The organism is Streptomyces sp. AMJ-169, from assembly GCF_055597585.1.
The window spans coordinates 233,023-245,775 of the sequence record NZ_JBVLTJ010000013.1; the positions used below are offsets into that span (position 1 = coordinate 233,023).

General features: G+C 70.4%; 12 protein-coding genes. 2 read left to right on the forward strand and 10 right to left on the reverse strand.

Annotated elements, in window-relative coordinates:
* Positions 1 to 3: 3 nt before the first annotated feature.
* A complete protein-coding gene (locus ACYUD3_RS29585) occupies positions 4 to 1,233 on the reverse strand; it encodes a glycoside hydrolase family 10-like protein (protein WP_470976280.1) in 1,230 nt (409 codons plus the stop codon).
* A 136-nt stretch (positions 1,234 to 1,369) separates the two neighbouring features.
* On the opposite strand from ACYUD3_RS29585, the gene ACYUD3_RS29590 reads away from it, so the two are divergent.
* Positions 1,370 to 2,242: a 3-hydroxybutyryl-CoA dehydrogenase gene (locus ACYUD3_RS29590; protein WP_470976282.1), complete on the forward strand. Its 873-nt coding sequence runs from the start codon at positions 1,370 to 1,372 to the stop codon at positions 2,240 to 2,242.
* Positions 2,243 to 2,446: 204 nt separating this feature from the next.
* Positions 2,447 to 2,707, forward strand: a complete 261-nt coding sequence (locus ACYUD3_RS29595; RefSeq protein ID WP_470976284.1) for a hypothetical protein — start codon at positions 2,447 to 2,449, stop codon at positions 2,705 to 2,707.
* 18 nt (positions 2,708 to 2,725) lie between these two features.
* On the opposite strand, the gene ACYUD3_RS29600 is transcribed toward ACYUD3_RS29595, so the two are convergent.
* The 9 genes from ACYUD3_RS29600 to infC all read right to left on the reverse strand — a co-directional run bounded on the left by ACYUD3_RS29600 (position 2,726) and on the right by infC (position 12,635).
* Positions 2,726 to 3,256 carry an NUDIX hydrolase gene (locus tag ACYUD3_RS29600; protein ID WP_470976287.1) on the reverse strand — a complete coding sequence of 177 codons (531 nt, stop codon included), beginning with the start codon at positions 3,254 to 3,256 and terminating at the stop codon, positions 2,726 to 2,728.
* Between the two features lie 132 nt (positions 3,257 to 3,388).
* Entirely contained in the window at positions 3,389 to 4,729 is a 1,341-nt protein-coding gene (locus ACYUD3_RS29605; RefSeq protein WP_470976290.1) for a transcriptional regulator, read from the reverse strand.
* A gap of 371 nt (positions 4,730 to 5,100) precedes the next feature.
* On the reverse strand, positions 5,101 to 7,611 hold the full coding sequence (gene pheT, locus ACYUD3_RS29610) for a phenylalanine--tRNA ligase subunit beta (RefSeq protein ID WP_470976293.1): 2,511 nt from the start codon (positions 7,609 to 7,611) through the stop codon (positions 5,101 to 5,103).
* Positions 7,611 to 8,732 carry a phenylalanine--tRNA ligase subunit alpha gene (gene pheS, locus ACYUD3_RS29615; protein ID WP_470976297.1) on the reverse strand — a complete coding sequence of 374 codons (1,122 nt, stop codon included), beginning with the start codon at positions 8,730 to 8,732 and terminating at the stop codon, positions 7,611 to 7,613. The genes pheT and pheS overlap by 1 nt, the downstream gene beginning before the upstream one ends.
* Before the next feature lie 315 nt (positions 8,733 to 9,047).
* Positions 9,048 to 10,154, reverse strand: coding sequence for a sensor histidine kinase (locus ACYUD3_RS29620; RefSeq protein WP_470976300.1), 1,107 nt, complete (start codon positions 10,152 to 10,154; stop codon positions 9,048 to 9,050).
* Positions 10,155 to 10,200: 46 nt separating this feature from the next.
* Positions 10,201 to 11,049 carry a TrmH family RNA methyltransferase gene (locus ACYUD3_RS29625; protein WP_470976303.1) on the reverse strand — a complete coding sequence of 283 codons (849 nt, stop codon included), beginning with the start codon at positions 11,047 to 11,049 and terminating at the stop codon, positions 10,201 to 10,203.
* An 82-nt stretch (positions 11,050 to 11,131) separates the two neighbouring features.
* A complete protein-coding gene (gene rplT, locus ACYUD3_RS29630; RefSeq protein ID WP_010350261.1) occupies positions 11,132 to 11,515 on the reverse strand; it encodes a 50S ribosomal protein L20 in 384 nt (127 codons plus the stop codon).
* Positions 11,516 to 11,631: 116 nt separating this feature from the next.
* Complete coding sequence (gene rpmI, locus ACYUD3_RS29635) at positions 11,632 to 11,826, reverse strand: 50S ribosomal protein L35 (protein WP_003977225.1); 195 nt, start codon at positions 11,824 to 11,826, stop codon at positions 11,632 to 11,634.
* A 113-nt stretch (positions 11,827 to 11,939) separates the two neighbouring features.
* Positions 11,940 to 12,635, reverse strand: coding sequence for a translation initiation factor IF-3 (gene infC, locus ACYUD3_RS29640; protein ID WP_470976356.1), 696 nt, complete (start codon positions 12,633 to 12,635; stop codon positions 11,940 to 11,942).
* Positions 12,636 to 12,753 lie beyond the last annotated feature (118 nt).

The following is a 12,753-nucleotide window of genomic DNA, read 5'->3' on the forward strand; positions in this document are numbered from 1 at the left end:
ACCTCAACGCGGCGCTTCCACCGGCTTCTTGTAGTGATCCGCCAGCACCTTCGCGTACCCCCCGATCCGGTCCGCCGCCAGATCCTTCCCCGCGAAGAACACATGCCCCCGCACCTCGGCCCGCCGCCCGGCGACCGTCAGGTGCCTGGACAGCTCCCCCACCTCCTGCCACGCGGCGGGCTGCGCCGGATCCCCGGCCTTGTACAGCGCCTCTCCGAGGTACAGCTTGGTACGGCTGCCCTTCGCGACCTCCGCCCACCAGGCCGCGAGCTTGGCGTAGTCCGCCGCCGCGTACCCGATGTTCCAGTACAGCTGCGGGACGATGTAGTCGATCCACCCCTGCCGCACCCACTTGCGGGTGTCCGCGAAGTTGTCGTCGTACGACTGGGCCGCCTTCGTGTCCGAGCCGAGCGGGTCGGTCGTGCGGTTGCGCCAGACGCCGAAGGGGCTGACGCCGAACTGGGTGCCGGGGCGCAGCTTCTTGATGCCGGCCGCCGTCTCGCGGATCAGCTTGTCGATGTTGTCGCGCCGCCAGGCCGCCCGGCTGCCGAAGCCGCCGCCGTAGCGGTCGTACGCGGCGTCGTCGTCGAAGGTCTGCCCGGCGACCGGGTAGGGGTAGAAGTAGTCGTCGAAGTGCACGGCGTCCAGCGGGTACTTGCGGACGGCGTCCAGGATCGCGGTCTGGACGAAGCCGCGGACGGCCGGCAGACCGGGGTCGTAGTAGAGGCGTCCGCCGTAGGTGACGACCCAGTCGGGGTGCTTGCGGGCGGGGTGGGTGGGGACGAGTTTCGTCAGGTCGGTGTGGTTGGCGATGCGGAACGGGTTGAACCAGGCGTGGAGTTGGAGGCCGCGCGCGTGGGCCTCCTTGACGGCCGTGCCCAGCGGGTCCCAGCCGGGGTTCTTGCCCTGGGTACCGGTGAGGACGTTGGACCACGGCTCGTAGGGGGACGGCCACAGCGCGTCGGCGGTGGGGCGGACCTGGAGCATGACGGCGTTGAGGCGGCTGCGGACGGCGAGGTCGAGCCAGGCGGTCAGTTCGGTGTGCTGCGCCCCGGCGCTCATGCCGGACCGGGAGGGCCAGTCCCGGTTGGCGACGGTGGCCAGCCACAGGCCCCGCATCTCCGGTCTGGGCGCGCGCAGTTCGGGGCCGACCGCGTCGGCGGCGGTGGTCGTCGCGGCCAGGGCCGTCGTCAGCGCGGCCAGGGTGAACGTCCGTCGGGTGAGTGACGCCAAGGCACAACCCCCACACTCGGGACCCGCAGCGGTTCGCGGGTCGCTCCGGGCTCAGCATGCCCGACCCCGGCGATCGATCATCGATACTTGCTAGTAACGTGCACGATCGGAGCAGAATTACTGGGAAAGGGACGATGTGACTGACATCCCGGCGGGAGACATCGCACGCGTCGGCGTGGTGGGCTGTGGCCAGATGGGGGCGGGGATCGCCGAGGTCTGCGCGCGCGCCGGTCTCGACGTCAAGGTCGCCGAGACCACCGGCGAGGCCCTGGAGTTCGGCCGGACCCGGCTGCTGAACTCCCTGGCCAAGGCCGCCGAACGCGGCAAGATCAGCGAGGCGGAGCGGGACGAGACACAGGCGCGGCTCTCTTTCACGACCGACCTCGGCGAGTTCGCCGACCGTGACCTGGTGATCGAGGCGGTCGTCGAGAACGAGCAGGTGAAGACGGAGATCTTCCAGGTCCTGGACCAGGTCGTGACCCGCCCGGACGCGATCCTCGCCTCCAACACCTCCTCGATCCCGCTGGTGAAGCTGGCCGTCGCGACCTCGCGCCCGGACCACGTCATCGGCATCCACTTCTTCAACCCGGCCCCGGTGCAGCGGCTCGTCGAGCTGATCCCGGCGCTGACCACCTCGCAGGGCACGGTCAGCCGCGCCGAGCTGTTCGCCGAGAAGCTGCTCGGCAAGCACGCGATCAAGGCCCAGGACCGCTCCGGGTTCGTCGTCAACGCGCTGCTGATCCCCTATCTGCTGTCCGCGATCCGGATGTTCGAGACCGGCATCGCGAGCCGCGAGGACATCGACAACGGCATGGAACTGGGCTGCGCCCACCCGATGGGCCCGCTGAAGCTGGCGGACCTGATCGGCCTGGACACGGTCGTATCGGTGGCCCACAGCATGTATGACGAATACAAAGAACCCCTCTACGCCGCTCCCCCGCTGCTCCAGCGCATGGTGGACGCGGGACGGCTGGGCCGTAAGTCGGGGGCGGGTTTCTACACCTACTGACCGCCGCTGATTACGCGACGTCACGTGTACGGGCCCGGCGCTCTTCCCCGCGCCGGGCCCGCGCCGTTCACACACCGTGTGCGCGGCTGGCACGCATATGCACGCCGCACACTCTCCCCCCGCGCCCACCAGGCGAGTTCACTCGTCCTGCGCATACAAGGGACGGCATTCCGCTAGAGAGCCCCCCAGGGAAAGGAGCGGACAGTGACCGCCGGTCCGGAGCATCCCAAGAACACGGAAGAACTCGCAGAGTTACGCCGACGCCTCGATGTGGCATACGCCCGCGTCGAGGGCGGCTTCGCCCTGCTGACCCATCGAACCGAGGAGACCGCCAAGGAGATCGACGAGCTGAAGCCCCGGATCGTCACCCTCGAACACAGCCGCTGGCCGCTCCCCTCGATCGCGGCGATCACCGCGATCGGCGCCCTGGTGGTGACCGTCTGGCAGGCGCTCGGCCGGGCCTAGACCCGTCCGGGTACCCGTTCATCCCAGGCGGAGATGGCACAGCAGCAGCAAGGCCGCCGCCATGTTGGCGGCCGGGACCTCACCACGGGCGATCATGTCCGGGACGAGCTTGAGCGGCACCCACTCCCGGCGGTCCGACTCGAAGTCGTCCACGGGGTGTCCGGTGTACTCGCCCTCGTCCGACCAGTAGATGTGATGCCGGGCGTCGGTGAGGCCGTTGGACGGCTCCACCGTCATGAGGTGATGCAGGGTCCCCGGCCGCCAGCCGGTCTCTTCCTCCAGTTCCCGCGCGGCGGCCCGCGCGATGTCCTCCCCGTCCTCGACGACTCCGGCGGCCAGCTCCCACCCCCAGCTGTCGGTGATGAAACGGTGCCGCCACAGGAGCAGCACCTCGTTCTCGGCGTTGACGACCGTGGCGACGGCGACCGGACGCAGCCGGATCAGGAAGTGGTCCAGGTGCCGGCCGTCCGGCAGTTCGACGTCCGCGAGATTGACGCTGAACCACCGGTTTTCATACACAGCTTGTTCGTTTTTTTTCGTCCACTGCACGGTTCTGCCACCTTCCGTCGGGTAAGGGGCAATATCGCAGCAGTGACGTACGGGCGCAGAAGATCAGGGGCAGCGCTGTGCCTGTGCGGTTTCCCCGCCGGCGCCGGCCCATTCCGCTTCCGGAACAGCTTCTTACAAGGGCACGCGCAGCGCGCCGTCGATCAGTTCGGCCGCCTCGGCCGTCCCCGCGCCGCCGCTGCGTACGAGGTGCTCGCGCACCGCCCGCAGCCGGTCCCGCAGCCGCTGGGACTCCATGCCGCGCGCCTGCTCGGCCATCTCCACGGCGGTGACCACCGCTTTGTCCGCGTGGCCCTGGCGCAGCTCGATCGTGCTGAGCATCGCGAGCCGGTGCACTCTGCCCCGGTCGTGCGCCGGAGTGTCCACGGCCGCCGCCGCGTGCTCCGCCGCCGCCGCGATGTCCCCGAGGCTGAGCAGCGCCTCCGCCACCTGGACGTTGACCAGACCCGGCTGGACATAGCCCGTCTCATCGGGTTCGTGCCCGCGCCGGATACGGTCGGCGGCCTTCTCCGCGCGCCGGATGCAGGACAGCGCGCTGCTGCCGTCGCCCAGGTGCGCGTACGCCTTGGCCTGCATCGCGTACAGATCCGAGGCGAGGGCCGGGGTGATGTGGGTGTCCGCCGTCCGCAGCGCCGCCTCCGCGAACGCGACCGCCTGCCGGAACTCCCGCATGAACAGCGCCTGGTTGACGAGGAGCGCGATGACGTACGCGCCAAGTCCCCGGTCCCCGCTGGCCTTTGCCAGCCGCAGGGCCTGGTGGAAGTAGCGCTGGGCGAGTCCGTGGGCGTCGGAGTCGTAGGCGCAGATCCCCGCGACGGCCACCAACCCGCCGGTCGCCCGGTGCAGTTGGCGTCCCATCGCGTCCGTGTAGCCGCCCCGCAGCAGCGGCGCGGTCTCCGCGTTCAGGAACCCGACGATCCTGCTGCGGGTCGCCACCCCGCCCGCCTTGCGGTACATCTGCTCGTAGTGCGTGCGCGCGGCCCGCAGCATCTCGACGTCCCCCGCCGTCACCCGATGCCGCCCGCCCCGCGAGACGTCGACGTCCTCCGGCGGGTTCTCCCACTCCCACACCGGCATCACCGCGGGGGTACCGGTCACCGCAGGCGCGCCCAGTATGTGGGGCCGCTGCTGTTCGTCGGAGCGCCACAGCGCGGTGGCCCGCTCGACGAACCCGGAGAGGGAGGTGGCGTGCGTCCCGCTGGGCTCGCCGGGCACCCCGAGTCCGATGTCATCGAGCGTGACCGGCCGTTGCAGCCGTCCCGCGAGCACCTCGCAGATGAGATCGGGGACTTGACCCCGGGGCCGCTGCCCCTTGAGCCAGCGGGCGACGGCGGTGTGCTCGTACCGCAACGCCAACCCCCGTCCACGACCGGCATGGTTGACATGCGCCGCAAGCCCGGCGTGCGAGATGCCCGCCTCGTCAAGGATCGCGTCGAGCAGTGTATTGGGCTGCATGGGGTGCCCCCGGTGACCTCGGTGGGGCCAGCGTAGTACGGGGGTGTTCACACGGGGTGTGAAGAGAGTGCCCGAGGAAGGGGCCCGCACGCGCTCCCCAATTCCCTTGGGAGAGGCTTGACTTAACTGTCTCCGTCCGACGCCGCCGGCTCCCCCTCGAACAGTGCGGTGGGGTCGGACGGAGTGGGATGAGGATGGAGGCTGCGGGGAACGCCACAAAACAGGGGCGCGGGGAACTGCGCGCTTAGGGGCGCGGGGAACTGCGCAAGGGGGTCAAGGGGCGCAGCCCCTTAAAGGGCGCGCGGAGCGCGCTCAGGGGCGCGGGGAACTGCGCGACCAGCCACAGTCCACCCGCACCCGGCGACGAGACATCAGCCCCGCAGCACAGCCCCCGTCCGCTCCCCCGCGAGAGCAACCGCCGCATCCCGCGCGACAGAAGCCTCATCCACGGTCAGCGTCCGATCCACCGCCCGGAACCGCAACGCATAAGCGAGCGACTTCTTGCCCGCACCCAACTGCTCGACGTTCTCGTACACATCGAACAACCGGATCGCCTCAAGCAACGCCCCCGCCCCGTCCCGCAACGCCGCCTCGACATCCGCATGCGGCACAGACTGGTCGACCACAAGAGCGACATCCTGCGTAGCGACAGGGAACGTGGAGATGCTCGGCGCCTGAGGCGTACCGACGCCAACCGCCTCCAGCGCATCAAGGTCCACCTCCATCGCGGAGGTCCGCGCCGGAAGCCCGAACGCCTTCACGACCCGAGGATGCAACTCCCCGGCATGCCCGACGACTTGCTCGACCCCGTCGACGACCACCACGAACTCGGCGCACCGCCCGGGATGCCAGGGCCCGTACTGCCCCTGCCGCACCACGACGGACGCCCCGGCCTCACGAGCGACGGCCCGCCCGGCCTCGACGGCGTCGGCCCAGTCGGCGGCACGCCCCTTCCCCCACCACCCGGCCTGCTCACGAGCCCCCGCGAGCACGACGGCGACATGACGCGGCTGCACAGGAAGAGCCGCGTCCAAAGACGCCAACTCCCCATCGCTGGGCCGCCGGTCCACGGAGAACACCTCCGCGACGGCCTGCCCGTCCCGCGGCTGGAACACCAGCCCCGTCTCGAACAGCGCGAGATCGTGCGACCCCCGCCCGTCATTGCGCCGCAGCGCCCCGAGCAGCCCCGGCAGCAGCGACGTACGCAGCGCGGGCTCCTCGTCGTTGAGCGGATTGGTCAGCCGCACCACTCGCCGCGCGGAGTCACCGGCATCGAGCAGCAGCTGGTCGAAGACCTGCTCCCCGATGAAGGGATAGTTCGGCGCCTCGACGAACCCGGCCCCGGCCAGCACCCGCCCGACCCGCCGGTGCAGCCGCTGACGCCCCGTCAGCCCCCGCCCGGCGGGCGGCTTCGGCAGCGTGGAGGGCAGGTTCTCGTACCCCTCAAGACGAATGACCTCTTCGGCGAGATCGTTCGGCGCGACGAGGTCGGGCCGCCAGGACGGGACCGTGACGAGCAGCTCGTCCTGCCCGTACACGTCACAGCCGACCTGCTGGAGCCGGCGCACGACGGTCTCGCGGCCGTAGGCGACGCCCGCGACCTTGTCGGGGTGGTCGGCGGGCAGCGCGATGGTGTGCGGCGCGGAGGGCGCGATGACCTCGGTGACGCCCGCCTCGGCGGTCCCCCCGGCGAGGAGGACCAAGAGATCCACCGCGCGCTGGGCGGCGGCGGACGCGGCCAGCGGGTCGACGCCCCGCTCGAAGCGGCGGGACGCCTCGGAGGACAGCTTGTGCCGGCGGGCGGTGCGCGCGATGGAGACGGCGTCGAAGTGGGCGGCCTCGATGACGACGTCGGTCGTGCCCTGCCCCTCCTCGTGGTCGGCGATCTCCGTGTTGGCGCCGCCCATGACCCCGGCGAGGCCGATCGGCCCGCGCTCGTCGGTGATGACGAGGTCCTCGGCGTGCAGGGCGCGCTCGACGGCGTCGAGGGTGACGAGCTTCTCGCCCTCCTCGGCGCGCCGGACGGCGATGGTGCCCTGGACCAGGGTGCGGTCGTAGGCGTGCAGGGGCTGGCCCAGCTCCATCATCACGTAGTTGGTGACGTCCACCGCGAGGGAGATCGGGCGGACGCCGGCCTTCTGGAGCCGGCGCTTCAGCCAGATCGGCGAGCGCGCCTCGGGGGCGAGCCCGGTGACCGTGCGGGCGGTGAACCGGTCGCAGCCGAACGGGTCGGCGACCTGCACCGGGTAGCCGTACGCGTTGGGGCCCGGCACGTCGAGCAGGGCCGGGTCGCGCAGCGGGAGGCCGTAGGCGGTGGCGGTCTCGCGGGCGACGCCGCGCAGCGAGAGGGCGTAGCCCCGGTCGGGGGTGACGGCGATGTCGAGGACTTCGTCGATCAGCTCGAGCAGCTCGATGGCGTCCTTGCCGACCTCGGTCTCCGGCGGCAGGACGATGATGCCCTTGGTGCCGTCGTCGCCCATGCCCAGCTCGTCGCCGGAGCAGATCATGCCGTGCGAGGTCTTGCCGTAGGTCTTGCGGGCGGCGATCGCGAAGTCGCCGGGCAGGACCGCGCCGGGCAGGACCACGACGACCTTGTCGCCGACGGCGAAGTTGCGGGCGCCGCAGACGATCTCCTGCAACTCGCCCGTGCCGTTGGCGATGCCGACGTCGACCGTGCAGAAGCGGATCGGCTTCTTGAAGCCCTCCAGCTCCTCGATCGTGCGGACCTGTCCGACGACGAGCGGGCCCTTGAGGCCGTCGCCGAGCTGCTCGACGGTCTCCACCTCAAGGCCCGCGGCGATCAGCTTGGCCTGGACGTCACGGCCGGTCTCGGTGGCGGGGAGGTCGACGTACTCCCGCAGCCAGGAAAGCGGGATACGCATCAGATCTCCGTCCCGAACGGCCGGGTGAAACGGATGTCACCCTCGACCATGTCTCGCATGTCTTCGACGTTGTGGCGGAACATCAGCATCCGCTCGATCCCGAACCCGAAGGCGAACCCGCTGTACTTCTCCGGGTCGACGCCGCAGGCGGTCAGCACCTTGGGGTTGACCATGCCGCAGCCGCCCAGCTCGATCCAGCCCTCGGAGGAGCAGGTGCGGCAGGGGCGGTCGGGGTTGCCGACGGACTCGCCCTTGCAGACGTAGCACACCATGTCCATCTCGGCGGACGGCTCGGTGAACGGGAAGAAGTTGGGCCGCAGCCGGGTCTTCATGTCGGGTCCGAACAGGGACTGGACCATGTGGTCCAGGGTGCCCTTGAGGTCGGCCATGGTCAGGCCCTCGTCGACGGCCAGCAGCTCGACCTGGTGGAAGACCGGGGTGTGCGTGGCGTCCAGTTCGTCCGTGCGGTACACGCGGCCGGGGCAGATCACGTACACGGGCAGTTCGCGGTCCATCAGGGAGCGGATCTGCACGGGCGAGGTGTGGGTGCGCAGGACCATGCCGGACTCGGTGCCGCCCTCGGGTCCGGCCACGAAGAACGTGTCGGCCTCGCCGCGCGCGGGGTGGTCGGGCCCGATGTTCAGGGCGTCGAAGTTGAACCACTCGGCCTCGACCTGCGGTCCCTCGGCGACCTCGTAGCCCATCGCGACGAAGACGTCCTCGATGCGCTCCGACAGCGTCGTCAGCGGGTGGCGGGCGCCGGCCGGGACGCGGTCGTACGGCAGCGTGACGTCGACGGCCTCCTCGACGAGGACGCGCGTGTCACGCTCCTCCTCCAGCTCGGCCTGGCGGGCGGCGAGGGCCTTGTTGACGGCGCCCCGGGCCTGGCCGACGAGCTTTCCGGCGGCGGCCTTCGCCTGCGGGGGCAGGGCGCCGATCTCGCGGTTGGCGAGCGCCAGCGGGGAGGCGCCGCCGGTGTGGGCGACCTTGGCCTCCTGGAGCGCGTCGAGAGAGCCGGCGGCGGTGAACGCGGCGAGCGCCTCGTCCCGCATACGCTCGACTTCTTCCGGTTTCAACGCCTCGACCTCTACTGGGTCGTACGACTTATTCGGTGCCGACATCTCTTCCCGTGCTTCCGGTTGCTGGCTTGGAGATCCCCGTGACCGGCGCTGCGCGCTCCGTGGGACACAAAGGTGCCAAAGGCCGAGTCTAACGGGGTACGGAGGGGCGGAGGCGCCCGCAGTGGCCCCTAGGGCCTGTCCGGCGGATCTTGCTGGGGTCGCGGGCCCTGGCACGCACATCTGCCGCGTTGTCGTCGGTCGCCGACGCTCCGCGTCAACTCCCTCCTCCGCCTTGCAGCTGCACGCACCAGACCCCGCTCGCGTGAGCTGGGCAGATACCGTCTATTTCCTCCAGCCTGATCCGCCGGACAGGCCCTAGCTCAGATAAGCCGGGGCCGCCACGGGCAGCGTGAAGCGGAACTGGGCGCCGCCCTCGGGGGCTCGGCCGACGGTGATGACCCCGCCGTGGGCCTCGACGATGCCCTTGACGATGTAGAGGCCGAGGCCTGTGCCGCCGCGCTTGCTGCCCCGCCAGAAGCGGGTGAAGACGCGGTTCATGGACTCCTCCGGGATGCCCGCCCCCTCGTCGCTCACGGTGACCGACGTGCCGGTGTCCTCCCCTTCGCGGGGGGACGCGGCGGACGTGACGTCTATCGTGACGGTTCCCTCGCCGTGGCGCACCGCGTTTTCGATGAGGTTGCTCAGCACCTGGTCGACCTTGTCGGGGTCGGCCCACAGGGAGGGCAGCGGCTGCTGGATGCGCAGCAGGAACCGGTCGGCGGGCTGCCCCGCGGCGACGTACGCCTGGATGTGGCGGCCGACGGCGGCGCCCATGTCGACGGGCTGGCGGCGGACCTCGAGCCGCCCGGAGTCGATGCGCGAGATGTCGAGGAGTTCGGCGATGAGGCGGGTGACGCGGTCGGCGTCGGCGTCGACGGTCTCCAGCATCAGCCGCTTCTGGTCGTCGGTGAACCGCTCCCATTTGGCCAGCAGGGTCGCCGTGAACCCTTTGACGGAGGTGAGGGGGGAGCGCAGTTCATGGGCCACGGTCGCGATCAGCTCGGCGTGCGAGCGCTCGGTGCGCCGGCGGGCCTCGGTGTCGCGCAGCGAGACGACGACGCGTACGACGGGTCCGGTGGGGTGGTCACGGACGTAGCGGGCGGAGACGAGGACCTCACGGCCGCCGGGGAGCAGCAGATTGCGTTCGGGCTGGCGGGTGCGGATCGCGAGGCCGCCGTAGGGGTCGGTGAGCTGCCACCAGCGGCGGCCTTCGAGGTCCTCTAATGGCAGCGCCTTGTCGAGGGGTTCGCCCAGGACGTCGGCGGCGGAGGTGTCCGTGATGCGTTCGGCGGCGGCGTTGAAGCAGACGACCCGCCCGCACTCGTCGGCGACGACCAGTCCGTCGGGCAGTTCGTCGGGGTCGACTCCGGGCGGCCACCACGCCCGTCGGGCCTCCGGCGTACCGCTCGTGACCGCACTCATCCCCGTACCCCACCTCCCAACGAGGACCCCCGAGCCCGTCACCCTACTAGCTGTCGGTGACGGAACGGCACCCTCCGGAGGCGCGCTGTGCACGGGCTGACGCATAAAGACATACGGCCGCGGCGGTGGCCAGGTTCAGACTTTCGGCCATTCCGTGGATCGGGACGCGGACGACGGCGTCGGCGAGCGCCCGCGTCTCCTGCGGCAGCCCCCACGCCTCGTTGCCGAACACCCAGGCGGTCGGCCCGCCCATGGTCCCCTTGTCCAGCTCGTCGTCGAGGTCGTCCGCGCCGGCCCCGTCCGCTGCGAGAATCCGCACGCCGGCGCCCTTCAGCCCGGCCACGGCCTCCTCGACGGGCACCCCGACGGCGACCGGCAGATGGAACAGCGACCCGACCGAGGCGCGCACGGCCTTGGGGTTGTACAGGTCGACGGAGGCGTCGGTGAGGACGACGGCGTCGGCGCCGGCGGCGTCCGCGCAGCGCAGGACGGTCCCGGCGTTCCCGGGGTCACGGACGTGCGCGAGCACGGCGACCAGCTTCGGCCGGGCGGCGAGGACGTCGGCGAAGGGGGTGTCGAGGAACCGGCAGATCCCGACCAGGCCCTGGGGGGTGACGGTGGTGGAGATGTCGGCGATGACCTGCTCGTCGGCGAGGTGGACCCGGACCCCGGCGGCGTGGGCCCCGTCCACGACGTCGGCGTACCGCTCGGCGGCCTCGGCCGTCGCGAACAGCTCGACGAGCGTGTCCCGGTGCCCGGCGGCCTCCCGCACGGCCTGCGGCCCCTCGGCGAGAAACAGCCGCTCCTTCCCCCGGAAGTTCCGCCGCGCGAGCCGCCGGGCGGCAAAGACGCGGGGGGAGCGGGGGGAGATGAGGTCGGCGGGGCCGGGGGACATGGGGGCTCTCTTTCGGATCACATCAACACAACGGACCCGCAGGTAAACCCGCGGGTCCGTACAGTCAGGCCTGAGCCCGGGTTCACGCAGCCTTGGGCGCGTTCACGTCGGCCGGGAGGGCCTTCTGCGCGACCTCGACGAGCGCGGCGAAGGCGTTCGCGTCGTTCACGGCCAGCTCGGCCAGGATCTTGCGGTCGACCTCGACGTTCGCGGCCTTCAGACCCTGGATGAAGCGGTTGTACGTGATGCCGTTGGCGCGGGCGGCGGCGTTGATGCGCTGGATCCACAGCTGCCGGAAGTCGCCCTTGCGCTTCTTGCGGTCGTTGTAGTTGTAGACCAGCGAGTGGGTGACCTGCTCCTTGGCCTTGCGGTACAGGCGCGAGCGCTGACCGCGGTAGCCGGAGGCCGCCTCGAGGATCGCCCGGCGCTTCTTGTGGGCGTTGACTGCCCGCTTGACGCGTGCCACTTGTTAACTCCTTGTAGCGGGGCCGTGGTTGAGACTCACACGGCCCGGTATCGATTGGGTCCCGGTGTCGACGTACGGCGCTCAGCGGCTCGCGGGAGCCTGAGCGGCCGGGTACGTCACTTGCCGAGAAGCTTCTTGATCTTCGCGGCGTCGCCCGGGGCCATCTCGGCGTTGCCGGTGAGGCGACGCGTCACGCGGGACGACTTGTGCTCAAGCAGGTGGCGCTTGCCGGCGCGCTCACGGAGCACCTTGCCGGAGCCGGTGATCTTGAAGCGCTTGCTGGCACCGCTGTGCGACTTGTTCTTCGGCATAGCGCCGTTCTCTCCTCGTCGGTGGCGCTCCGGTGCCCGGTCGTGAAACCGGGCACGGGGTGGAGCGTCGCTCTTCTATCGGTTCGATCCAGTGGACCTGGTGGGCCCGTGGATCACGCCTCGGCGGGAGCCTCGGCAGGGACTTCGGCGGCTTCGGTGACCTCGTCGGTCTCGTCGTCGTACCCCTCGGCGTTCACAGCGTCGGCGTCGGCGGCGTTCTGCGAGCGGCCGGGGTTGGCCTTCGCCTCGGCCTTGCGGGCCTCCTGCGCCTGCCGGGCCTCGGCCATCGCCTCGGTCTTCTTCTTGTGCGGACCGAGGACCATGATCATGTTCCGGCCGTCCTGCTTGGGGTTCGACTCGATGAAGCCGAGCTCCTGGACGTCCTCCGCGAGCCGCTGGAGCAGGCGGTAGCCCAGCTCCGGACGGGACTGCTCACGGCCGCGGAACATGATCGTGATCTTGACCTTGTCGCCCTGCTTGAGGAACCGGACGACGTGACCCTTCTTGGTGTCGTAGTCGTGCGGGTCGATCTTCGGCCGGAGCTTCATCTCCTTGATGACCGTGTGCGCCTGGTTCTTGCGCGCCTCACGGGCCTTCATGGCCGACTCGTACTTGAACTTCCCGTAGTCCATGAGCTTGCAGACCGGCGGGCGGGCGTTCGCCGCGACCTCGACCAGGTCCAGGTCGTACTCCTGGGCAAGCTCCAGTGCCTTGGCCAGGGGGACGATGCCCACCTGCTCGCCACTGGGACCGACAAGTCGCACCTCGGGAACGCGAATCCGGTCGTTGATGCGGGGCTCGGCGCTGATGAGTCCTCCTCGGTTGCACCACGCGGCTCTCTGGCTTGAGCGCTCGCGTAACGTCTGTGTCGTTTAAGACCTTCAACCACGCCGAAGCAGAAAAAATGCCCCGAACGATCACACGCGG